The 21,190-nt window shown below is 69.9% G+C and carries 21 protein-coding genes; 14 read left to right on the plus strand and 7 right to left on the minus strand.

What is annotated here, in order from left to right; all coding sequences use genetic code 11:
• Nucleotides 1-33: 33 nt before the first annotated feature.
• The 5 genes from ACN469_RS22785 (at nt 34) to ACN469_RS22805 (ending at nt 4,456) form a co-directional block, all read left to right on the plus strand.
• The gene (locus ACN469_RS22785; protein WP_498770846.1) at nt 34-690 is read left to right on the plus strand and encodes a hypothetical protein; all 657 of its coding nucleotides are present in this window, start codon (nt 34-36) and stop codon (nt 688-690) included.
• A gap of 62 nt (nt 691-752) precedes the next feature.
• On the plus strand, nt 753-1,331 hold the full coding sequence (locus ACN469_RS22790; protein ID WP_498770847.1) for a YceI family protein: 579 nt from the start codon (nt 753-755) through the stop codon (nt 1,329-1,331).
• A complete protein-coding gene (locus tag ACN469_RS22795; RefSeq protein WP_498770848.1) occupies nt 1,328-2,134 on the plus strand; it encodes a Rieske 2Fe-2S domain-containing protein in 807 nt (268 codons plus the stop codon). The genes ACN469_RS22790 and ACN469_RS22795 overlap by 4 nt, the downstream gene beginning before the upstream one ends.
• Nucleotides 2,135-2,357: 223 nt before the next feature.
• Nucleotides 2,358-3,131: a hypothetical protein gene (locus tag ACN469_RS22800; RefSeq protein WP_498770849.1), complete on the plus strand. Its 774-nt coding sequence runs from the start codon at nt 2,358-2,360 to the stop codon at nt 3,129-3,131.
• The gene (locus tag ACN469_RS22805; protein WP_498770850.1) at nt 3,128-4,456 is read left to right on the plus strand and encodes a Kelch repeat-containing protein; all 1,329 of its coding nucleotides are present in this window, start codon (nt 3,128-3,130) and stop codon (nt 4,454-4,456) included. Before ACN469_RS22800 ends, ACN469_RS22805 begins: the two co-directional genes overlap by 4 nt.
• 42 nt (nt 4,457-4,498) lie before the next feature.
• On the opposite strand, the gene ACN469_RS22810 is transcribed toward ACN469_RS22805, so the two are convergent.
• On the minus strand, nt 4,499-5,347 hold the full coding sequence (locus tag ACN469_RS22810) for an oxidoreductase (protein WP_498770851.1): 849 nt from the start codon (nt 5,345-5,347) through the stop codon (nt 4,499-4,501).
• A 121-nt stretch (nt 5,348-5,468) separates the two neighbouring features.
• Here ACN469_RS22810 and ACN469_RS22815 point away from each other — a divergent pair, with 121 nt between their 5' ends.
• A complete protein-coding gene (locus ACN469_RS22815) occupies nt 5,469-6,359 on the plus strand; it encodes a LysR family transcriptional regulator (protein ID WP_498770852.1) in 891 nt (296 codons plus the stop codon).
• Nucleotides 6,360-6,391: 32 nt separating this feature from the next.
• On the plus strand, nt 6,392-7,039 hold the full coding sequence (locus ACN469_RS22820) for a hypothetical protein (protein WP_498770853.1): 648 nt from the start codon (nt 6,392-6,394) through the stop codon (nt 7,037-7,039).
• A gap of 18 nt (nt 7,040-7,057) precedes the next feature.
• Here the strand turns inward: ACN469_RS22820 and ACN469_RS22825 are convergent, their stop codons facing one another.
• From ACN469_RS22825 to ACN469_RS22840, 4 genes are all read right to left on the minus strand, one after another.
• Nucleotides 7,058-8,254, minus strand: a complete 1,197-nt coding sequence (locus ACN469_RS22825) for a CBS domain-containing protein (RefSeq protein WP_498770854.1) — start codon at nt 8,252-8,254, stop codon at nt 7,058-7,060.
• 205 nt (nt 8,255-8,459) lie between these two features.
• Nucleotides 8,460-8,633: a hypothetical protein gene (locus tag ACN469_RS22830; RefSeq protein ID WP_498770855.1), complete on the minus strand. Its 174-nt coding sequence runs from the start codon at nt 8,631-8,633 to the stop codon at nt 8,460-8,462.
• Between the two features lie 310 nt (nt 8,634-8,943).
• Complete coding sequence (locus ACN469_RS22835) at nt 8,944-9,627, minus strand: hypothetical protein (protein ID WP_498770856.1); 684 nt, start codon at nt 9,625-9,627, stop codon at nt 8,944-8,946.
• A 138-nt stretch (nt 9,628-9,765) separates the two neighbouring features.
• A complete protein-coding gene (locus ACN469_RS22840; protein ID WP_498770857.1) occupies nt 9,766-10,080 on the minus strand; it encodes a hypothetical protein in 315 nt (104 codons plus the stop codon).
• A 141-nt stretch (nt 10,081-10,221) separates the two neighbouring features.
• On the opposite strand from ACN469_RS22840, the gene ACN469_RS22845 reads away from it, so the two are divergent.
• Together ACN469_RS22845 and ACN469_RS22850 are read left to right on the plus strand one after the other, a co-directional pair.
• Complete coding sequence (locus tag ACN469_RS22845) at nt 10,222-11,175, plus strand: TFIIB-type zinc ribbon-containing protein (protein WP_498770858.1); 954 nt, start codon at nt 10,222-10,224, stop codon at nt 11,173-11,175.
• The gene (locus tag ACN469_RS22850; RefSeq protein WP_498770859.1) at nt 11,172-12,143 is read left to right on the plus strand and encodes a zinc ribbon domain-containing protein; all 972 of its coding nucleotides are present in this window, start codon (nt 11,172-11,174) and stop codon (nt 12,141-12,143) included. Before ACN469_RS22845 ends, ACN469_RS22850 begins: the two co-directional genes overlap by 4 nt.
• A 114-nt stretch (nt 12,144-12,257) precedes the next feature.
• Here the strand turns inward: ACN469_RS22850 and ACN469_RS22855 are convergent, their stop codons facing one another.
• Both ACN469_RS22855 and ACN469_RS22860 read right to left on the minus strand, forming a co-directional pair.
• Nucleotides 12,258-13,643 carry a serine/threonine-protein kinase gene (locus ACN469_RS22855; RefSeq protein ID WP_498770860.1) on the minus strand — a complete coding sequence of 462 codons (1,386 nt, stop codon included), beginning with the start codon at nt 13,641-13,643 and terminating at the stop codon, nt 12,258-12,260.
• Nucleotides 13,644-13,789: 146 nt separating this feature from the next.
• A complete protein-coding gene (locus tag ACN469_RS22860) occupies nt 13,790-14,956 on the minus strand; it encodes a serine/threonine-protein kinase (RefSeq protein WP_498770861.1) in 1,167 nt (388 codons plus the stop codon).
• 229 nt (nt 14,957-15,185) lie between these two features.
• Here ACN469_RS22860 and ACN469_RS22865 point away from each other — a divergent pair, with 229 nt between their 5' ends.
• The 5 genes from ACN469_RS22865 (at nt 15,186) to ACN469_RS22885 (ending at nt 21,184) form a co-directional block, all read left to right on the plus strand.
• Nucleotides 15,186-15,557 carry a helix-turn-helix transcriptional regulator gene (locus ACN469_RS22865; RefSeq protein ID WP_498770862.1) on the plus strand — a complete coding sequence of 124 codons (372 nt, stop codon included), beginning with the start codon at nt 15,186-15,188 and terminating at the stop codon, nt 15,555-15,557.
• Nucleotides 15,558-15,630: 73 nt separating this feature from the next.
• Nucleotides 15,631-16,080 (plus strand): helix-turn-helix domain-containing protein, encoded by a 450-nt coding sequence (locus tag ACN469_RS22870; protein WP_498770863.1) that lies wholly within the window; start codon nt 15,631-15,633, stop codon nt 16,078-16,080.
• A 150-nt stretch (nt 16,081-16,230) separates the two neighbouring features.
• A complete protein-coding gene (locus ACN469_RS22875; protein WP_498770864.1) occupies nt 16,231-16,608 on the plus strand; it encodes a response regulator in 378 nt (125 codons plus the stop codon).
• Nucleotides 16,605-19,160, plus strand: a complete 2,556-nt coding sequence (locus tag ACN469_RS22880; protein WP_498770865.1) for a response regulator — start codon at nt 16,605-16,607, stop codon at nt 19,158-19,160. Before ACN469_RS22875 ends, ACN469_RS22880 begins: the two co-directional genes overlap by 4 nt.
• A complete protein-coding gene (locus tag ACN469_RS22885; protein ID WP_498770866.1) occupies nt 19,157-21,184 on the plus strand; it encodes a response regulator in 2,028 nt (675 codons plus the stop codon). Before ACN469_RS22880 ends, ACN469_RS22885 begins: the two co-directional genes overlap by 4 nt.
• Nucleotides 21,185-21,190 lie beyond the last annotated feature (6 nt).

Raw genomic sequence — 21,190 nt, forward strand, 5'->3', positions numbered from 1 at the left:
CCGCCTGCCACGCGCCCTCACGGATACCCACTGATGAACCGTTTCGCCGCTGTCCTCGTCATCCTGTCCTTGTTGTCCACCACCACCGCTCGCGCCCAACAGAAGTCGCCTCCTCCCAAGGACGCTCCGAAGACCGAGGAGCCCGCCGCGCAGCAGCCCCCAGCGGAGGAGGACCCCTCGCTGGACTTCGACCTGCTGGAGCCCGATGAGCTTGCGGGCGCCGCCCAGGTGGACCCCGAGCTGCAAGCGCGCCTCGACCGCCGTCGCACCATGCTCAAGCTGCACCAGGGCCTGGGCTTCGCGCTGGCCGCGGGGCTCGTCACCACGACGGTGATTGGCCAGCTCCAGTTCAACGACTCGTTCCGTGGTGGCGGTGATGACCGCAACCTGCTGGGTCTGCACCGCGGGCTCGCCGTGGGCACCTCCGTCGTCTTCGCCTCTGTCGGCTTGCTGGGCCTGCTGGCGCCCAAGCCCCTGGAGAAGGAGGAGTTCCAGTGGGACACCATCACCTTCCACAAAATCTTCATGTCCATCGCGACGGCGGGGATGCTGGCGCAAGTCATCCTCGGCATCATGGCGACGGACCGGTTTGGACGGCTGTCGGAGACGGACCTCGCCACCGCGCACCAGGTCGTTGGCTACACCACCTTGGGCGCGGTGTCGGCGGGTGTCTTCACGCTGTTCTTCTGAATCTTTCCGCCCGGGTGCCGTTGGGCATCGGGTGGGCTGACTTTCGATTTCTGGAGATGGACATGATTGTTCGACGACTCGCGCTGCTCACCACCCTGCTTGTCTCCCTGCCTGCCCTGGCCCAGGGCACGGCGAAGGCGTATGCGCTGAAGAAGGACGCCAGCACCCTCACGTACCGACTCAATCACCCGGCGCACAAGGTCGTCGGCACGGCGAAGCCCATCGCTGGCAAGGCGATGCTGAAAGCGGACGGCACGCTGCAGGTGATGGTGGTCGCCAACATCAAGGACTTCGACTCGGAGAACCAGAACCGCGACATCCACATGCAGGAAGTGACGGAGGTGGCCAAGTACCCCACCGTCGAGTTCAAGGGCGCGGCCACGGGGGTGACGGTGCCCACGACGTTCCCGGCCAAGGTGCCGGTGACGCTCAAGGGGCAGCTCGACTTCCACGGGGTGAAGCAGAAGGTGGAGGTGCCGGTGACGGTGCTGTTCAAGTCGGCCACGGAGGTCACGACGGAGGGCTCCTTCACCGTCAGCCTGGAGGCGTACAAGATTGAGCGCCCCTCGCTGTTGATGGTGAAGGTGGACGACGAGCTCGTGCTGGAGCCCAAGCTGGTGTTCGAGGTGGAGAGCAAGTGAGCACGTCGCGACGAGGCTTCTTGAAGGGCATCCTGGGCACGGGCGCGGCGGGCGCGGCGGCGACGGCGCTGCCGGGCTGCGCGCCGGATATCGACCCCGCGCCGGTGACGGACGTGTCGGCCAGCTCCACGGGCACGGTGGACCTGCTGGTGTCGCGCTATCCGGACCTGGAGCGCGTGGGCGGGGCCCTCACCGTGCGCGTGGCGGGTGAGGACCAGGACCTCCTGGTGACGCACGCGGCGCAGAACGAGTTCTCCGTGTTGTCGTCGCTCTGCACGCACGCGGCCTGCCCGCTGGGCTTCGACGGCCGTGACGTCGTCTGCCCGTGCCACCTGTCCAAGTTCAATCCGAAGGACGGCTCGGTGACGCAGCGGCCGGCCACGGTGGGGCTGCGCAAGTTCGCGTCGCAGTACAACGCGGGCACGCAGGTGCTGAGCATCAACCTGCGCGCCGGAGAAGAGGGCTTCCCGTCGGCGGTGGGCGGCGAGGTGCGTCTGCCCTTCGCGCAGTTCCCCACGCTCAAGGACAACAACAGCGTGGTGGAGGGCACCCCCAGCGGCTACGGGAAGAAGATCTTCGTCTTCCGGCTGGCGGATGGCTCGTTGTCCGCGGTGGACTCCATCTGCACGCACCAGGATTGCGAAGTGTCCTCGCGTGCGGCGGAGCATGACCTCATCTGCTACTGCCACAACTCCATCTTCACGGCGAAGGGGGATGTGACGCAGGGCCCCGCGGTGCTGCCGCTCAAGAAGTTCACCGTGACGGAGACGACGGACGCGGTGGTGGTGACGGGCGTGCAGTAAGACGCGCCGGGTGGCCCTCTCGGCTGTAGTGAGAGGGCCTGCGCGAGGGCCTCGGGGTTCCACGGGAGTGGGATTCGCGAGGCCCTCGGTGTTTTTTGGGATCCAAGCGCCGGTGGGGCCTCTTGTCTCCCAGATGGAATTCATATCGAGCAACCACCGGATTTGTCCGAGGCAGTCCTGGCGACGTGGGGCCTGGGTGTGGGGCCTGCTGCTGGGGCTCCTCGTGTTGCCATGGCCTGCGCGGGCGGAGGTCTCCGCCGACGTGCGGCGCTACCTGCTGTCCATCAACCAGCTCATCGAGGACCTGGAGCACGAGCGGGCGCTGGAGCAGATTGTTCGCGCGAAGAAGGTGTCGAAGGGCCCCGAGGACGACGTGGCGGTGTCGCTCTACGAGGGCGTCGTGCTGGCCGAGCTGAGCCAGGGGCGGCAGTCGGAGTCGGACGCGGCCTTCCAGGCGGCCCTCTTCCTGAATCCGGACGCGAAGCTGCCGCTGACGGTGTCGCCGAAGCTGCGCACGCGCTTCGAGTCGGTGCGGCAGAAGGTGCTCAAGGAGCTGGCGGTGCGTGGCGAGCGCCCGGACGCGCTGACGATGAAGGCCCCTGGCGGGCCCGGGTCCGAGGTGCCTGGAGTGGAGGCGCCCGCGTCCGTGTCGGAGGTGTCGCAGGTGCGCTCCTCGCCCCGGCAGCGGGCCTGGATTCCCGGCGTGATGGGTGGGGCGCTGGTGGCGGGGGGCGGGGTGATGTGGTTCGTGGCGTCGCGGGAGAAGTCCAAGCTGGACGGGCCTTCCGATGACATCCCCTCGCGCGAGGAGGCGCGGGCGGTGGCCTCACGGACGCGGTCGCTGCAGTCGGTGAGCGTGGGCCTGCTGGTGGGAGGCGCGGTGGGCCTGGGCGTGGCGACGGGGATGTACCTGCTGGGGGCGCCGGAGCCGGGCCCGCTGGCGCTGACGGTGGGGACGGATGGCACGTCGGCCTTCGTGGCGGGGAGGTGGCCGTGAAGCCGGTGACGCGGAGTGCGGTGGCGGTGCTGGCGGCGGTGGGGCTCCTCGGCATCGCGTCGTGCATCGACGTGGAGGGCGCGACGGACAAGTACTGCCAGGAGAACCCGGGGATTTGCGACGGCGACGCGGGCCCTCCGGATGGAAGCCAACCCGATGCCGGTGACGCGGGGGATGCCGGTGACGCGGGTGAGGTGCCCGATGCGGGCGATGCCGGCGACGCGGGCGGGATGCCCGACGCGGGGGATGCCGGTGACGCGGGTGAGGTGCCCGACGCAGGGGAGGATGGTGGCCACACGGAGTCGAGCTGGCAGTGGGCCACGGAGATGGCGGCGCCGCGCTTCCTCCACACGGCCACCCGGCTGAACGACGGCAGGGTCCTGGTGGTGGGGGGCTTGAAGAACTGGGATGTCGCCATCACGTCGACGGAGCTCTACGACCCCGTGAGCGGCACCTGGTCCGACGCGGGCACCCTGCCCATCGCCCGGGCCGCGCACACGGCCACGCTGTTGAAGAATGGCAAGGTCCTGATTGCCGGAGGCGAGAACCAGTCCGGCCCCGTGGCCACCGCCCTGCTGTTCAACCCCGACACGGGCGGTTGGACGGGAGCGGGAGACTTGAGAGACCCGCGCAGCAACCATGCCGCGGTCCTGTTGTCCGCGTCGGGAGAGGTCCTGGTCATGGGGGGCGGCGCGAACGTCGAGGACGACCTGACCACGGCCGAGCTCTACAACCCGGACGGCGGCTGGGTCCGCACCTCGGGCCCGCTGTCGAAGACGCGCAGCCGCCTGGCGGCCGTGGAGCTGAGCGGGGGTGGAGTGCTGGCCGTGGGGGGCTTCGACATGGGGGAGCTCGACGCGGAAATCTTTCAGCGGGGCGCCGGGAGCTGGTCGTCCGTGTCGTCCTCCATGGCGGTGCCACGGAGCGGCCATACCGCGACGTTGCTGGAGTCGGGAGAGGTGCTCGTGGTGGGCACGGACGTGTACCTGGGGCCCTCGTTCCCGGGAACCAGCACGGAGCTGTTCGTCCCGAGCAATCGGACCTGGAGGGATGCGGGCACGCTGATGGGGCGTCGGGGCTCGCACACGGCCACGACCCTGCTGACGAAGGACGTGCTGGTCGCGGGAGGAACCCCCGACGAGGAGAGCTCGCTGCGCACCGTGATGCTCTACCGCCCCTCGGAGGGCTGGAGGGAGGGCCCCGACATGCTGGAGGCCCGCTCGCTCCACCAGGCCACGCTCCTGAAGTCGGGGGCGGTGCTCATCACGGGGGGCGTGGCGAACAGCGGTGCCGCGCTGCGCACGACGGAGACATACGTCCCCTGAGTCTGGACCCAGGGGAGTCCACCGAGCCGCGCGCGGGACAGCTCAGCCCCGCGCGCTCTCACCGAAGCCGCCGTCCGTGGACACCGCCAGCTCGCGCCACGCGGCCACTTCCTGGTCCACGTGCTGGTGCTTCTCGGCGATGCGCGCCACCGTGTCGCTGCCGAGCGGCAGGCGCACGGGCGGGTGGGGCGCGTCCACGAGCTGGAGGATGGCCTTGGCCAGCCTGGCGGGGTTGCCCGGCTGGGCGTGGTTGAGCTCCGTGGCGCGCTTGCGGGTGACGCCGGACGTCGCCCCGTAGTCGTCGATGTGCGACTTCGCGACGGTGAGGGACTGGCCGTCGAGGAAGTCGGTGCGGAAGTAGCCCGGCTCCACGACGGTGACCTTCACGCCCAGGGGGGCGAGCTCCTCGGCCATGGCCTCGGACAGGCCCTCCACGGCGAACTTGGTGGCGCAGTAGACGCCCCAACCCGCGGCGGAGGCGTACCCGCCCACCGAGGAGAAGTTGAGGACGCGGCCGGAGCGCTGCTTGCGCATGTGCGGCAGCACCGCGCGGGTGACGGCCAGCAGGCCGAAGACGTTGGTGCCGAAGACGCGCTCCACGTCCTGGGTGCTGGCCTCCTCGACGGCGCCGAGCAGCCCGAAGCCCGCGTTGTTCACCAGGATGTCGATGCGCCCGAAGCGGCGCAGGGCGGCGTCCACGGCCTCGCGGGCCTGGGCCTCCTGGGTGACGTCCAGCTTCACGGCCAGCAACTGGGGATGCTCGCCCAGGGCCTGGGTGACGCTGGAGGGCTCGCGGGCCGTGGCCACGACGGCGTCGCCGGCCGCGAGGGCCTCGGCGGCGATGAGGGCACCAAAACCACGGGAAGCACCGGTGATGAACCAGACGCGCATGACGGAGTCCTTTTCCGAGGGCCGCCGACGAGGTGTCGACCGGCATGGACAGAAGGTACCGATGGCTCGTCGTTGAGTGAATCTCTTGAGTTCTCACTGAGGTGGTGAGTTCATCTCACCAATGAAGCGCCTCGACCCGGCCTCGCTGTCCTCGTTCCTGGCCATCGCCACGCACCGGAGCTTCCGGAAGGCGGCGGTGGAGCTGGGGGTGACGCCGTCCGCGCTGAGCCATGCGCTGCAGGGCATCGAGGAGCGGCTGGGGGTGCGGCTGGTCAACCGGACGACGCGCAGCGTGGCGCTGACGGAGGCCGGGGAGCGGCTCCATGCGCGCCTGCGGCCGGCCTTCCAGGACATCCGCGATGCGCTCGAGGACCTGAATGCCTTTCGCGGACAGCCCATGGGGACGCTGCGAATCAACGCGGCCCGCCAGTCGGCGCACCTGGCGCTGCTGCCCGTCGTCACGCGGTTCCTGCGGGCCTATCCGGACGTGAGCGTCGAGGTGCGGGTGGATGACGCGCTGACGGATATCGTCGCGCAGGGCTTCGACGCGGGGGTGCGCTTCGGCGAGCACATCGCCGCGGACATGCTCGCGGCGCCGCTGGGGCCCCGGCAGCGGTCCGCCGTCGTCGCCTCGCCGGAGTACTTCCAGCGGCACGCGGTGCCCAGGACGCCGAAAGACTTGCGGGGTCTGCCGTGCATCCGGTTCCGGTTCTCCAGTGGCCTGTACTACCGCTGGGAGTTCGAGCGGGACGGCGAGGAGGTGCTCGTCGAGGCCGAGGGCCCGCTGTCGCTGAATGACCAGGGGTTGATGGTGGACGCGGCGCTGGCGGGCGTGGGGCTCGCGTATGTCTTCGAGGCGCAGGTGACGTCGCTCCTTGAGCAGGGGCGACTGGTGCGCGTGCTGGAGGACTGGTGTCCCGCCTACGCGGGGTTCTTCTTGTACTACCCGAGCCGGCGTCAGCTCCCCTCGGCGCTGAGGGCGTTCCTCGACTTCCTCCGCGCGCCGGCTTGAGCACGGGCGCGCGCGGGACGGAAGATGGAGGGATGTCGAGCGACTTCAAGCGGCGTCTGGCCAAGGCCTTCTCGTGGTGGAGGACTCCCGAAGAAGTAAAAGAGGTGGCGCCGCCGTGGACGGGGAGCGTTGTCCGCCAGGAGGACCTGCCGGGGGCGCTGCCGAGCGACTTCAATCTGCGTCTGGCGGAGACCATCGCCTGGTGCCTGCCGCGCGCCGAGGCGGCTCGAGCGGGAGAGACGACGCGCTCGGTGGAGCTGATGCCGCCGGTCTGCGGCCATGATGGGGATACCGTGCTGACGCTGCTTCACAGCTCGCCCACCGTGGGCGCCACGGCGGTGGACTTCATCGCGGAGCGGCGTCGTGAGGCGCTGGCGCGGAGCAACGTGCGGCTGCCTCCGCTCGGGACACTGGCCGGTGGATGGGTGTTCGCGACGGATTTCAATACCGATATCTGTGGCGCCGCGACGAAGCCCTCGAATGGCTACCTGGACGACTACGACATTCCCGGCTGGGACACATGGTTCGCGCACCGGGACACAGGAAGGCTGGGCGGCCTCGTCTACGGCTGGGTGCCGCCTACCTTGCTCACGCTGGCCGACGAGGGGTTCTACGTCATCCCCGTCTCGAGCGCGTGGTGGATTGGAGACCAGGACCTGCGTCACCTCATGACTTCATGACGAGGCGAGCCGATGCCGTCAGCGCAGCCGGGACCAGAAGGAGCGGCGCGAGGAGATGCGCGCCAACGCGCGTTGAAGCTCCTCGTCGCCGTCGGCGCGCTGGGCGATGTCGCTCAAGGTGACGATGCCGATGAATCGGTCATCACGTTCGACGACGGGGATGCGGCGAATCTGTTCGTGGGCCATGAGGTCGACGAGGGTGTGAAGGTTCTCGTCGGGCGTGACGGCGTGGATGTCATCGGTCATCACATCCGAGGCGCGCAGCTGCTCCGGGGGCTGTCCGCCCGAGAAGGCCTGGATGGCCAGGTCCCGGTCGGTGACAGTCCCTTCGAGGCGGCCGTGCTCGTTGACGATGGGGATGACGCCGCAGTCGTCTTCCTTCATCAATCGGGCGACGTCGCGCAGCGAGCTGTCACGTCGCGCGGTGCGCGTGTTGCGAGTCATCACGTCGCGGGCGGTCAAGGGCTCGCGTTGCCACCGCAGTCGCTCGACCGCGGCGATGGGCCCCATGCGGAAGTCCTGGCTGCGGTCCTCGCGCATATGGTCGGCCACGCGAGTCCGCTCGTCGCGCACGCGCGAATCCGTGCGCACGCGGTCATCGGACGATGAAGCCCTCCGTGGGCGGGCCTCGAAGGTGAACTCCCGACCCGATGACACTTCTCCGCGCGAGCGGTCCTCGAAGTCGCCAGGCTCGCGACGTGCCTGCTCCTCCCGCCACGAGCGGTCGTCCTCCCGCTCCGCTCGACGCGCGCCGTGTATCTCCTCACGGGAGCGCGGCTCACGCCGAGCGCGGCCCTCGTCTCCGCCGTACCCGGTGCGGTCCCACGAGCGGTACTCCGCGGGCTGGGGCGCCAGCTCCTGGTCATGCTCCCCCATCATCGCCCGAGGCCCGATGCCCGTGGCATAGCGGTCATCCCGGTCATCGCGCCCGTACGGCCCGCCGCGCACCCCACCGTGCGCCCACTCCGCGCCCCCTCTGTCCTCCACATCCGTCCGAGGCTGCGCCATCCGCAGCGAGGCGGCCCGGTAGAAGCGTCCCTCGCGCACGGAAGGCGACTCGTCGCGCGCCGGGTTCCAGCCCGACACATCCGACTCACCCCGCTCCCGTGAGCCAGGAGGCGACGCGTCGGCTTGCCTCACCGGCTCCGTCCCCACTCCAGGCCGCGACGTCCCCAGCTTCTCATCCTTGCCGTTGTCCAAGCTTCGATGCGCCATGCCGCGAAGGCTGGCGATGCCCCCAGGCCCTACCAACCAACACACGCCCACCTGTCACCCGGACTGTTCGCTCTCGGGCGCGGGAAGGCGTCAAGCACCCACGAGCGAACATCCCCGCCGCCTCAAACCCAACATCCCCGCAACGAAAAGCGCGTGCCCTCCGAAGAGGACACGCGCTGGTACCGCGACACGTAGGGCGCCCGCTTTAGCAGCAGGGGTCGTTCGTCTCTTCGCAACAGGCCAGCGTGGTGGAGACCCGCGGCTCCGTGCTCTGCGTCTCGGTGGGGGCGGTGGACGTCGCGGTCCCATCGCCTCCGTGAATGCGGGCGAGGTCCTTCACGAACAGCTCCTTCAAAGTCTTCACCTTGTGGCTCTTCATGATGCAGCTCCCGTCGAGGGGTGAAGCCGGCCACCGAATCAACCGGCGACGTCAGCCTAGGACCTGACTCGGAGCGCGGGAAGTGTCACGTCTCACACGCCGCACCGTGTCTCGATGCTCACGCGGACCCACTGAAATGTTCCAGCCCGCTCCCCTCATGACACAGCGCGATGGGCCTGTTCGCACCTCGGGAAGTCGGCTCGCGTCATCGCCCGACGGCCTTCCAGGTGTCCGAGCGAGCCTGCGCCCCCGCTCTCCTGCTCACGCGCGCGGCTGAACGCAGGGTGGCATGTCTGTCTTCAGGACGACGTCAGTGGACCGCCCAGCGCTCGGCGATCTCCTCGCACGCGAGCACCACGTCACTGAGTCGACGGATGTGCGCGCGAGGCGCGGTGAAGATGGTGCCCGCGAACACATCCACCACCTGCACCATGCGGTGGTCCGACGGACCCAGCTGGCACAGGTGCTGCTCCGCGAAGCGCTGCAACATCGTCCCGATGTACTGCCCGGAGCGCTCGTCCAGCGGGTGGTGCTTGGAGAAGTAGAGCTTCATCAACCCCACGCGCGGATTGCCGTGGCGGTCCATGCGCTGGAGCACCACTTCGGGGCGCACGCTGATGGTGACGCCCGCCATCTCCAGCACGGGAGGCTCGGCACCCACGGCGCTGACGATGGTGTCCTCCAGCCCGAGCCACGGCACCACGTCCGCGAAGCGCTCCAGCGCCTCCGAGCAGAGGTGGAGCCGCTGCGCCTCGAACTCCGACTGCGGCACGCTGCACGCGAAGCGGCGCTGGTGCTCGCGGAGGACCGAGGGGTCCAGGTCTCGACAGAGGAAGTCGGTAATCGCGTGAGACGCCTCGGGGTAGCGCAGGTACTGCTGCTCGGGGGGGTGCTTCTGGTCGTAGATGATGCGCTTGCGACGAGCAGGCGTCGCGATGAGGTACTCCCCCAACTTGTTCACGGACACACGCGGCAATTCACGCACTTCCGCCATGGAGTTCCTCCCCCTGGATGCTGGCGAATGAGCACACAGTACAGAGGGGGGCTGACATTTCCGGTGAGGGCGTGAGTGATTGAAAACAGGGGCCTCACCGCGCGGGTAGGAAGGGCGCGGCGGGCCCCATGTCAGACGTCAGTCCTTCTCTTCCTCGAGGCTGCCGGGAAAGGCCGTCCAGTACAGGTCCGGGAGCGGGTTGGTGCCGGCGTCGCTGCGGGGGCCGTCACCGTCGGGGATGTCGTCGAGGATGGCGCCCGGGGTCCGCTCCGTCGGGTCGATGGGCTGGGCGCGCCGGCCCTCGTCGTCCGGACGCTCGTCGTCGTCCCGGGGCGTCTGGCGTGGGGCCTGGGTGTCCTCCCTTGGCTCCTCCTGTTGCCGGGGCCCGGTGGGGCGGCCGTAGTAGTCCTCGGCGGGTTGGGGAGCGGGCTGTCGTCGCTGGTCCTTCGCCATGGTGGAATCCTCCGCCTGGATACGTTCGTGCCGGGGAATGCGTACCGCAACCCGGCTATCGTTCCGCGGTCGGAGTCTGGAGGGCAGGCGAGCGGGCGCGAGGAGCGCACGCCCGTGCTTCCCGGGAGAAGGAGCGAGCCGATGGCGGTGGGACATGACGAGCGGACCTCGACGTTGACGGAGCCTCGGCTCCACCTGGGGTGTCAGTCCTGTGGGGCGATGCTGGTGCTGGAGCCGTCGCTGCGCACCACGCGGTGTCCCTACTGCGCGGCGCCGTCGGTGGTGGAGCGCCCTCCGGAGCCCGGGGTGCCGGAGCCCGCCTTCGCGCTGGGCTTCTCGCTGACGCACTCGGCGGCGAAGGAGAGCGTGTCCCGGTGGTTGCGCTCGCGCAGCATCTTCAGTCGCTCCGGCATCCGGAGCGCGGCGCCGGGGGACGTGCACGGCGTCTACGTGCCGGCGTTCCTCTACAGCGCGCTGGCGAAGTCGAGCTTCCGAGCGACCATCGGCGAGCACTACCAGGAGCAGGAAAGCTACACGACGACGGAGAACGGGAAGACGGTGCGGCGCACGCGCACGGTGACGCGCACGGAGTGGAGGCCCTTGCAGGGTGAGCTGGAGGGCTACGTGGCGGACGTGCTCGTCACGGCGTCGAACGGCCTGCGCAACGAGGAACTGGAGGCGCTGGAGCCCTTCGATTTCCGAGCGCTGGCGCGCTACACGCCGGCGCTCGTCTCCGGGTGGGTGGCGGAGGAGCCGTCGCTCACGCGGGAGGCCTGCCTGGAGGGCGCGCGTGAAGAGGTGGGCGAGCTCGTCTTGAACAGGCTCGAGGCGCTGATGCCGGGGGACTCGCACCGGGACTTGAGCCACGACACGCGGCTGGATTGGGAGTCCCTGGACGTGTGTCTGCTGCCGGTCTGGGTGTTGCCGGTGCGCTACGCGGAAGCTGAGGAGCCGCTGCGAGTGCTCGTGAATGGGCAGACAGGGGAGGTGCACGGCAAGGCGCCCATCTCCACGTGGAAGGTGCTGATAGCGGTGCTCGTCGGGCTCCTGCTGGTGTTGGGTGTCGTGCTGTATGCGCGGGGAGGTGTCGGGTGAGCGAGGCCGCGCTGGTGGCGCCGTGTGAGCGGTGTGAATGCGAGCTGGAGGCGGACGACCTGCGCTGCCCCATCTGCGGGCTGGCGACGCCGCCTCCGGAGCGGGAGGTGGCGACGCGCGAGCGGGCGCGGGTGGTGCGCTGCGAGAGCTGTGGCGCCGCGGTGGAGTACTCCGTGGAGGCGAAGGCGCCACGGTGTGACTACTGCGGCGCGGTGACGCATGTGGAGATGACGTTGGACCCGGTGGAACAGGCGCAGGGGTGGCTGCCCTTCACCGTGGACCCGAAGGCGGCGAACGCGGCGCTGGCGGGCTTCCTGGGGCGCAAGGCCTTCTTCCGGCCGTCGGGGCTGGCACAGGAGGCGGCGCTGGAGTCGATGCGGCCGATGTGGTGGCCGGCCTGGGTCTTCAAGGCGGGCGTGGAGGTGAGCTGGACGGCGGACTCGGACGCGGGCTCGGGGCGCTCGGACTGGGCGCCGCATGCGGGACGCACGCGCCTGGACTTCACCAACATCCTGGTGCCGGCGTCGCGAGGGCTGAAGGTGGAGGAGTGTGACACGCTCACGCCGCACTATCGGTTCGAGCTGGGGGAGAACGAGGGACGCGGGCCGGAGGGCGCCAGCGTGGAGCGCTTCGAGGCGACACGCTCGGGGGCCCGGAAGACGGTGCTGCAGGCGGTGGAGCGGCTGGCGAGGGACCACGTCCAGGAGAGCGGAGATATCCCTGGGAGGCGCTTCCGCAACGTCCACGTGGCCGTGGCGCTCTCCAGCCTGCGCACCACGCGGTGGGCGCTGCCCGTGTATGTGCTGGCCTATCGCTATCGCGGCAAGCCGTACCGGGTGCTGGTGCACGGGCAGGACGCGGAGCTGGTCTTCGGCGAGTCGCCCATCTCCGCGTGGCGGGTGCTGGGCGTCGTGGCGGTGTCGCTCGTCGTGTTGCTGGCGGTGCTGTACTTCACGGGCATGCGGTAGCGGAGAGCCGCGGCTGGACCTCCAAGGTCCAGCCGGGTGTGGCTCATGGCTAGGACGAGTCGTCGTCCGAGGACATCGAGCTGGCGCCAGTCTCAGTGAGAGAAGCGTGAGCGCTCACTGTTCGGACGAGTCGTCGGATTCCGAGGGTGTCGAGCTAACTCCTGTCTCTTCGCCGCGCGAGGAGGTGGACCGCTCTTCGTCGAGTCTGGCCACGTCCTCCTCGTGCACGTCCCATCGCCCACCCGAATCCTCCGCGAACGAGCGAGTCACCCCCCGCCTCCCTGGCACACCGAACACGCGCGCCGCCTCCGTCGCCAGCACCTCCGCCGCATCCACCTCCTCGGACACGGGCGGCCCCGCCGCTCCTGGCTCCAGCGGCACGGCGGCCTCCTCCGCCGTCAGGTCCTCCGGATGCAGGCCCCCTTCGAGCAGCTCCGCCTGGTTGCGCCGGCTCGTCGCCTCCGCCGCCACGCGGGCCACCTCCTCGGCCGTCGCATGTCGCCCATGCCCTGGCGCATGGACACTCAGCCACCCACGGAGCACGCCGCTCAGCTCCTCCGCCGTCTGGAACCGGTCTCCCGGCTCGCGCCGCAGCGCGCGCAGCACCACCGCCGCCAGTCCCTCCGGCACCTCCGCCACGAGCCGCGCCACCTGCGCCGGCTCCAGGCTCAGCATCCGCGCGGCCACCTCCTCCACCGGCATCCACGTGGGGCCCTGCGCCTCCAGCGTGAGGCCCGAGGGCAGCGGCGGCGGCGCCGTGTCCTCCACCGCCAGCGGATGCCGCCCCGTCAGCAGCTCCAGGAACACCAACCCCAGCGAGAAGATGTCCGAGCGAGCATCCAGCGGCGCGCGCATCAACGCCTCCGGTGACGCATACGCGATGTCTCCCTTCACCAGGGGGCGACTCGTCTCCTCGCGTCCCTCCAGCAGCGACGCGGCCACCGTGAAGTTCGTCAGCTTCACATCCCCGTGGGTCCCCACGCGGATGTTCCGGGGACTCACATCGCGGTGGACGATGTTCAGCGGCCGATTCCAATCATCCACCGTGCCATGCGCGTGGTGGAGCGCCTCCGCCACCTCCGCCACCACGAACGCGGCCAGCGGCGCCGACACCGGCCTGCGCCGCATCGCCGTCAGGTTCAACAGCGTGTCCAGCGAGCGGCCCTCCACGTACTCCATCACCACGTGGGGCGCGCCCCGGTACAGCTTCATCTGGTGCACCTGGGCGATGTTGGGGTGCTTGAAGCGGAACGTCAGGCTCACCTCCTCCACCAGCCTGCGCCGCTCCACGAAGGTGGCGGGGCTGCGCAGCCGCTTCACCACCACCAGTCCGCTCTGTCCGCCCCGGTAGCGCCGTCGAACGAGCATCAGCAGCTCACCGGTGGAGCGCACCTCCAGCTTGCGGACGAACTCGAACACCGTGCCGCCCACGTTGAACAGCACCCGCGGCCGGCGCGCGCCTCCGGGAAGATCCTCCGTCGTCGTGTCGGGCGTCGTCATTGCAGTCCTCTAGACCTGGGAAGTGGTTTGGTTGCTACAGGATGCCTGAGGTAACACGAAAGGCAACCCGCATGGAATGTCAGAGGTTGACTGACAGGCGGAGGACCTCTGGGATTGGATGCTCGACTGGGACGGAGGCGAGCGCCTCAGTCGTCCCGCTTCCGCCACGGACGCAGCGCGCCGCTCAGGACCCGCAGCCGCCCGCGCAGCCAGGACCGCCAGGGAGCGGCGGGCTCGGTGGGAGGCGTTCCCGGAGGGCCCGAGTCGGAGCCCGCTCCGGGCCTGTCCGCCCAGCGCATCCACTGGCGCACCTCCCGGTCCTCCTCGTCCCCGTCGAAGTACGCCTCATCCTCCTCGGTGACGGCCTCATGGGGAGGACGGGGTGGGAACATCGGCACGTCCCACGAGCTGTCCGCCTGCTCCAGCGCCGCGCTCAGCGCCCCACACAGCTCCGCGCCCGTCGGGTAGCGGCCCGCCGCGTACTTGCTCAAGAGCCGCAGCACGATGGCATCCAATACCGGAGGGACGCGCGGGTTGAGGAGTGACGGCGGCTTCAGCTCGGCGGACTCGATGCTGGCCAGCAGCGCGGATGGCGGCAGGCGGGCGCGATAGGGGAAGCCGCCCGTCAGCACCTCATGGAAGACCAGGCCCAACGAGTACAGGTCATCCGTGGGCACGAAGCGGTAGCGCGCGCCCGGGATTCGAGGCCCCATCCAGAAGCGCAGCGCCTCCGGACTGCGGTAGCTGGGTGTGCCTGGGGGCAGCCGGTCCTCCGTCAGGGTCGGCGCGCAGGCGTGGTCCCCCGAGCCGAAGTCCACCACCACCGGCTGTCCATCCGACGCGCGGATGATGATGTTGCTGCCCTTGAGGTCGCGGTGGACCACGCCCTCGCGATGGATGGAGTCCAGCGTGAGGGCCAGCGAGGCGAACACCTCCGTGGCCCGGCGCGGCGTGGCCTGGGGGCTGGCTGCCCACCGCGACAGGGTGGGGCCCTCCACATAGTCCATGATGAGATAGAGGTAGCCGCGGCGCAGGTCCGGCCAGCGCAGGTAGCCGAGCAGCTCCACGACATTGGGATGGTCCAGGTGCATCAGCAGCCGGGCCTCCCGTTGGGCGCGTGCATCCACCCGGGCCTCGTCGTCCTCCGAGGGGCCCTCCAGCGCGAACTTCAGCGCCACGGTGCCGCGCGTCTGGGACTCCGCCAGATAGATGGCGCCATAGCCCCCCGTGGCCAGCCTCTTGATGATGCGCAGGGAGCCCAACTCCTCCGAGGGCTGCAGGAGCAGCGGGTGAATCGATTCGAGGTCGCTCATCGCCGCGTCCTCCCTCGGCCGACCCGACCCGTGTGAAATACGAGAGGTGCAGAACCTTCAAGGTTGGGTTTCGCTCTGAAAATCTTGAACAGGAGGTGCATGAATCGCCTATCGACTGAACCTCAGAGGTCATTAGCACGGGGGACTCCTCTTCGGGTAGTCTCGCGCCGTGTGGGGTAGGGTCCTGGTCAGGTGACGTGGTAGGGAGCTTTCCAGAGGTGCGAGGACGATGAACGAGGAACTGGCCATCACCGTGGGCACGGCGGCGAGGGCGGCGCGGGCCCGGCTGGGGCTGACCCAGGCGGACGTGGCCGAGCGGGTGGGCATCGCCATGGAGGTCTACAGCCGCATGGAGCGGGGCCGCGTGTTGCCCAGCGTCACCACGCTGCGACGGCTGTGTCTGGTGTTGCTCATGGACGCGAACGCGCTGCTGGGGCTGTCGGAGGGCCCGCCGGTGGCGCCTGGCGCCGTCGTGACGACGCGCGCCGAGGACCCGCCCGCCCTGCGCCGGCTGGTGAGGGCGCTGCGCGTGCTGGGGCCCGAGCAGCTCCGGTCGGTGGTCCAGTTGGTCAACGGCGCGCTGGGGCTCTTGCGTCGCTGAAGGCCCGCCGCCCGCGAGCGAGCGGGTGGGAAATGAACTTGCGCGAGGGAGTGGCCGTGCGACGCTCCCTGCCATGCGTGAGCCCGTCGACCACAAGCTCGCGGCCATCCTGGGAGGGGCGGCCCGAGTCGCCCGCCTGCGATTGGGCCTCACCCAGGGCGATGTGGCCGACCGCGTCGGCATGGCCATGGAGGTCTACAGCCGGCTGGAGCGCGGGAAGATGTTGCCCCGTGCGCAAACGCTGAAGCGGCTGTGTGACGCGCTCCAGGTCTCCTCGGATACGCTGCTGGGCGTGGGCCGCGGTGGCGCGTCCCTCACCCCGGTGTCCTCGCGCAAGCCCGCGCGGGAAGACCCGGTGGAGCTGCGTCGGATGACGCGCAAGCTGCGGGAGCTGGAGCCCTCCCAGCTGCGCGCCGTGTCGCGCGTGGTCAACGCCGTCGTCTCGGTGATGCCGCCCGTGGCGACGACGAAGAAGCCCGTGCGCGTGGTGCGCCGCCGCAAGGCCAGGAAGGCCACCGGTTAGGCGTCCCTCACGGGGCTGGGAATGCGGTGGGGCCCGGTGTTGAATCCTGGCCAGGGACGCCGCCCGCCAGGGCCTTGGACGGACGTCCAGTGCCCGTGCACCCCGCACGTGAGATACCACAGCCCATTGGTGCATCCAGGAGGTCCGCCCATGACGACACTGCGCAAGGTGATGCTGGTGGACGACGAAGAGGACATCCGGGCCATCGGCAAGCTGAGCCTGAGCCGGGTGGGAGGCTGGGTCACGGTGCTGGCCGCGTCGGGCAACGAGGCGCTGACGAAGGCCGCGGAGGAGCAGCCGGACCTCATCTTGTTGGATGTGATGATGCCCGGCATGGACGGGCCCACCACGTTCAACCGGCTGCGCGAGCAGGACGCGACGTCGCGCACGCCCATCATCTTCATGACGGCGAAGGTGCAGAAGCAGGAGGTCGCCCGCTATCTGGAGCTGGGCGCGGTGGGTGTCATCGGCAAGCCGTTCGACCCGATGACGCTGCCCAAGGAGATTCGCAAGCTGGTGCCGGAATGACGGGCTCCCGCCTGTCCAAGCGCTCGGTGGCGCTGGCGGTGGGGGCGCTGCTGATGTTGTGTGGCCTGTTCGTGGTGGGCCGTCCGTGGGGGATGGCCGAGAGCGACGGGTATCGCACGCGCCTGCAGCAGCTTCGCCTCGCCAGCGCGGAGCTGGAGCAGGACGTGCTCCGCGCGCGGTTGGGGCTGCCGGAGCTGCATGGCTCGGAGCTGTCCGCCTTCAAGGCGCTGGAGGCCCGCGCCCAGGCGCTGCGCGACGTGCCGTCCTTTCTCTCCAAGGAGGAGCGCCGGGTGATGGCCGCCTCGCTGGAGGCGTACCTGCGCGCGCTGGAGGACAACCGCGTGTTGCTCGTCCGCTCCCGGGAGGCCCAGACGCGAGGCGAGCGACGCGAGGCGGATGTGGCGGTGCAGGCGCTGCTGGAGCGCTCCGCCAGCGCGCAGGCGGAGCGGCTCGTCACCACGTTCCTCCACCTGCACGAGCGGGCGCAGCTGAGCAACGAGCGCTCGCGCGTCGTGTTCTTCGCGGTGTCGCTGGTGCTGGGGGCGTACGTGGTGGTGGTGCTGGTGCGGCTGTCGCGCGCGTCCGGCGAGCTGGCCACGCTCAACGAGGTCTTGGAGAAGCGCGTGGAGGAGCGCGGCCAGGCGCTCTTGCTGGCGGGGCAGGAGCAGCGCACCACGGAGGCGCGCAAGGCGGCCATCCTGGAGGCGGCGCCGGACGGCATCCTGCTGGTGGATGAGGAGGGGCGGCTCCTGGAGCTCAACCCCACGGCGGAGCGCGTCTTCCGGCTGAAGGCGTCGGAGGCGGTGGGCCGGGACTTCCTGGCGCTGGCGTTGCCCGCATCGTTGCCCGCTGGGAAGCGCGAGGAGGTGGCGGCGGCGCTGCGCGAGACGTCGGGCCACGCGACGCGGCTGGAGTCGCCGTGCCTGCGCGCGGACGGGAGCATGTTCCCCGCGGAGCTGACGCTGGCGCGGGTGCCGGGAGAGGGCCCGGCGCGCTTCACCGCCTTCGTGCGCGACATCACCGAGCGCAAGGAGGTGGAGCGGATGAAGAACGAGTTCGTCTCCACGGTGAGCCACGAGCTGCGCACGCCGCTGACGTCCATCCGAGGCTCGCTGGGGCTCTTGGAGGGCGGCATCGTCGGAGAGATGCCGGAGCAGGCGCTGGACATGGTGCGCATCGCCCGCTCGAACACGGAGCGCCTCATCCGCCTCATCAACGACATCCTCGACTTGGAGAAGATGGAAGCGGGGATGCTGGAGCTGAAGCTGGCGTCGGTGGAGGGGCTGGAGTTGGTGGAGGCGACGTTCAGCGGCCTGCGCGGCGTGGCGGACGCGGCGGGGGTATCGCTGCGCGCGGTGGTGGAGAATGCGCCCCGGGTGAAGGGCGACAGGGACAGGCTCATCCAGGTGCTGACGAACCTGGTCTCCAACGCGGTGAAGTTTTCACCGAGCGGCGCCGAGGTGGCGGTGCACGTGCGGATGGAGTCGCAGGGCCGCGTGCGCTTCAGCGTGGTGGACAAGGGGCCGGGCATTCCCGAGGAGCAGCGGGGGCGGCTGTTCGCGCGCTTCCAGCAGCTCGATGGCTCGGACACGCGCTCCAAGGGAGGCACGGGGCTGGGGCTGGCCATCTCCCAGGCCATCGTGAATCAGCACGGCGGCGGCATCGAGGTGGAGAGCGAGCTGGAGAAGGGCTCCACGTTCACCTTCACGCTGGACGCGGCGCGCTCGGTGTCGGGCTCGCATGCGGCGGTGGGTGGGGCGGTGAAGGACTCCACCCGCTACAACGTGCTGGTGGCGACGGCGGACACGGAGCTGTCCGCGTTGCTGCGCGGGTTGCTGTCGCAAGAGGGTTACCGGGTGGTGCGGGCCTCGAGCCTCGCCGAGGCGGCGAAGGTGCTGGAGGAGACGCCCCCGGACGCGGTGGTGCTGGACACGCAGATGCCGGATGGGGAGGCGCTGGACTGGGTGCGCAGCCTGCGCGAGCACCCGCGCACGCACGAGCTGCCGGTGCTGGCGGTGTCGGGGCGCTCGGCGGAGGGCGAGGGGGTGGGCACGCCCTTGTGGGTGGACTGGATGTCGCAGCCGTTGGAGGAGACGCGGCTGCTCAGCACGCTCCGGCACGCGATGCGGCGGCCGGGGCAGGCGCGGGTGCTGGTGGTGGACGACGACGTGGCCACGCGGCGGGTGATTTGCGCGCGGCTGGAGCGGCTGGGGACGGTGCAGGTGTTCGAGGCGGCGGATGGGGAGAGCGCGGTGGCGCTGGCGCGCGAGACGCCGCCGGACCTCATCGTGTTGGACGTGGGGCTGCCGGGGTTGGACGGGTTCGAGGTGGTGGACATCTTGCGGCAGGGGCGGGGGCGGGCAACGCCGCTGATTGTGTTCACGGGACGGGACTTGTCGCGGGCGGACCAGCGGCAGTTGACGCTGGGGATTACGCGGCACTTGAGCAAGGCGCGCTCGTCGGAGGAGGAGCTGGTGGCCTCCGTGCGCGAGCTGCTGCATGAGCTGTTGTCCCGCAAGGACGGTGGCTCGGGGAGAAGGGCTGTTTCATGAATGAGGCGAAGACGCTCCTCTTCCTGGAGGACGACAAGGATTTGCAGACGCTGGTCTCCGCTTTCTTGAGGGAGAAGGGCTTCCGGGTGGAGTCGGCGCGCACGGCGGCGGAGGCGCGCACGTTGCTCACGAAGGTGCCGGTGGACGCGGCCATCGTGGACGGGTTGTTGCCGGGGGTGACGGGGGCGGACTTCATCCGCGAGCTGCGCAAGACGCAGCCGGAGCTGCCGGTGTTGTTCGCCTCGGCGTTCTGGAAGGACTTGAAGAGCCACGAGCTGCTCACGCGGCAGCTGCGGGTGGCGCGCATCATCCACAAGCCCTACCGGCCGGAGGAGCTGTACCTCTGGGTGAGCCAGCTCTTCACCAAGGCGTTGCCGCCACCGGCGCCGGGGCTTCGGGCGCTGGCGGACGTGGACCTGGTGCGCGACGAGCTGGCGGCGAGCCTCGTCGCGTTGAACCAGGAGTACGGCGCGCGGCTGAAGGACAAGGTGGGCGGGCTGGAGACGCTGCTGAGCGACGCGCGGGCGGGGAAGCGGGAGGCTCTAGAGGAGGCGACCGTCGTCGTCCACAAGCTGCATGGGACGGCGGGGAGCTATGGGTTCACGGAGGTGAGCCTGTCGGCGGGGCGGTTGGAGGACGTGCTGCGGTCGGCGAAGGACTCGGCGCGGCTGGACTGGGGGCAGGTGGACGCGACGTTCCGGGAGCTGGCGAGGACGGCGTCGGTGCCGGTGAAGCCCGTGCGCAAGGAGGCCCCCGCGGCGATGTTGCCGACGGAGGGGGTGTTGCTGGTGGTGGACGAGGACGCGCAGGTGTTGGCGGAGGCGGAGCGGTTGGGGAAGGCGCACGTGGTGCGGGTGTTGCCGGCGCGCTCGGCGAACGAGGCGGTGGCGGTGGCGAGCAAGCAGTGGGTGGATGGGGTGCTCATCCACATGCACCTGGGTGGGGAGCTGGGAGGCATCCAGGCGGCGCACCAGCTGCGGTCGGTGGACGGGCTGGGTTCGTTGCCGTTGGGGTTCATGGAGGGGGCGGGAGGGTTGGAGGACCGGGTGGCGGCGGCGCATGCAGGGGCGTCGTTGTTCCTGCCGAGGCCCTTCACGGCGCCGGACTTCGCGGCGGCGGCGGAGCGGATGGTGGCGGCGCGGCGGCCGGAGCGGGCGCGGGTGTTGGTGGTGGACGACGACCCGGAGGCGATTGCGGCGTTGGTGCACTCGCTGGCGAGCGAGCAGATTGAGGTGGTGGGGTTGGGGGATGCGCACCATTTGATGGAGGCATTGGCGGAGCATCGGCCGGATTTGTTGTTGTTGGACGTGCAGATGCCGGGGCCGAGCGGCTTTGATTTGTGTCGGATTCTGAGGTCGACGCCGGCGTGGCAGGAGTTGCCGGTGTTGTTGATTACGGCGCACCTGGGGTTGGAGTTCCGGCTGGCGGCGTTCCAGGCGGGGGCGGACGACTACATCTCCAAGCCGGTGTTGAAGGAGGAGTTGAGGGCGCGAGTGCAGGCGCGGCTGGAGCGGGCGCGGCTGTCACGGGAGCGCTCGGAGCGGGATGCCTTGACGGGGTTGTTGTTGAGGCGGCCGTTCATCGAGGGGGCGAGGACGCGCCTGGCGGAGGCGCAGCGTCAGCAGCGCCCGTTGGCGTTGTGTTTCCTGGATGTGGACCACTTCAAGCGGGTGAATGACAAGTATGGGCACCTGGCGGGGGACAGGGTGCTGACGCGGCTGGGGCGGTTGTTGGGGGCACGTTTTCGGAGGGAGGACGTGCGAGGGCGGTGGGGAGGGGAGGAGTTCGTGGTGGGGTTGTTGGGGGAGACGAAGGAGAGCGCGAAGGCGATTCTGTCGCGGACGATGGCGGAGGTGACGCAGATGACCTTCGACGGCGACGGGGGCGAGTCCTTCGCGATTACGGTGAGCGCGGGCATCGCGGAGGCGCCTGGAGACGGGGCGACGCTGGAGGAGCTGCTGCGCGCCGCGGACGCGCGGTTGAACCGGGCGAAGACGAACGGGCGCAACCGCATCGAGGTGTGAGCCGTT

The organism is Corallococcus terminator (genome assembly GCF_049194865.1).
In the GTDB taxonomy this organism is placed as follows: domain Bacteria; phylum Myxococcota; class Myxococcia; order Myxococcales; family Myxococcaceae; genus Myxococcus; species Myxococcus terminator_A.

Excerpts from the sequence above, each read along its gene's own strand:
- ACN469_RS22865 (WP_498770862.1), top strand. The coding sequence starts at position 15,186 with ATGAACGAGGAACTGGCCATCACCGTGGGCACGGCGGCGAGGGCGGCG.
- ACN469_RS22880 (WP_498770865.1), top strand. The coding sequence starts at position 16,605 with ATGACGGGCTCCCGCCTGTCCAAGCGCTCGGTGGCGCTGGCGGTGGGG.
- ACN469_RS22790 (WP_498770847.1), top strand. The coding sequence starts at position 753 with ATGATTGTTCGACGACTCGCGCTGCTCACCACCCTGCTTGTCTCCCTG.
- ACN469_RS22835 (WP_498770856.1), bottom strand. The coding sequence starts at position 9,627 with ATGGCGGAAGTGCGTGAATTGCCGCGTGTGTCCGTGAACAAGTTGGGG.
- ACN469_RS22875 (WP_498770864.1), top strand. The coding sequence starts at position 16,231 with ATGACGACACTGCGCAAGGTGATGCTGGTGGACGACGAAGAGGACATC.
- ACN469_RS22855 (WP_498770860.1), bottom strand. The coding sequence starts at position 13,643 with ATGACGACGCCCGACACGACGACGGAGGATCTTCCCGGAGGCGCGCGC.
- ACN469_RS22885 (WP_498770866.1), top strand. The coding sequence starts at position 19,157 with ATGAATGAGGCGAAGACGCTCCTCTTCCTGGAGGACGACAAGGATTTG.
- ACN469_RS22820 (WP_498770853.1), top strand. The coding sequence starts at position 6,392 with ATGTCGAGCGACTTCAAGCGGCGTCTGGCCAAGGCCTTCTCGTGGTGG.
- ACN469_RS22810 (WP_498770851.1), bottom strand. The coding sequence starts at position 5,347 with ATGCGCGTCTGGTTCATCACCGGTGCTTCCCGTGGTTTTGGTGCCCTC.
- ACN469_RS22840 (WP_498770857.1), bottom strand. The coding sequence starts at position 10,080 with ATGGCGAAGGACCAGCGACGACAGCCCGCTCCCCAACCCGCCGAGGAC.
- ACN469_RS22815 (WP_498770852.1), top strand. The coding sequence starts at position 5,469 with ATGAAGCGCCTCGACCCGGCCTCGCTGTCCTCGTTCCTGGCCATCGCC.
- ACN469_RS22785 (WP_498770846.1), top strand. The coding sequence starts at position 34 with ATGAACCGTTTCGCCGCTGTCCTCGTCATCCTGTCCTTGTTGTCCACC.
- ACN469_RS22825 (WP_498770854.1), bottom strand. The coding sequence starts at position 8,254 with ATGGCGCATCGAAGCTTGGACAACGGCAAGGATGAGAAGCTGGGGACG.
- ACN469_RS22830 (WP_498770855.1), bottom strand. The coding sequence starts at position 8,633 with ATGAAGAGCCACAAGGTGAAGACTTTGAAGGAGCTGTTCGTGAAGGAC.
- ACN469_RS22870 (WP_498770863.1), top strand. The coding sequence starts at position 15,631 with ATGCGTGAGCCCGTCGACCACAAGCTCGCGGCCATCCTGGGAGGGGCG.
- ACN469_RS22860 (WP_498770861.1), bottom strand. The coding sequence starts at position 14,956 with ATGAGCGACCTCGAATCGATTCACCCGCTGCTCCTGCAGCCCTCGGAG.
- ACN469_RS22845 (WP_498770858.1), top strand. The coding sequence starts at position 10,222 with ATGGCGGTGGGACATGACGAGCGGACCTCGACGTTGACGGAGCCTCGG.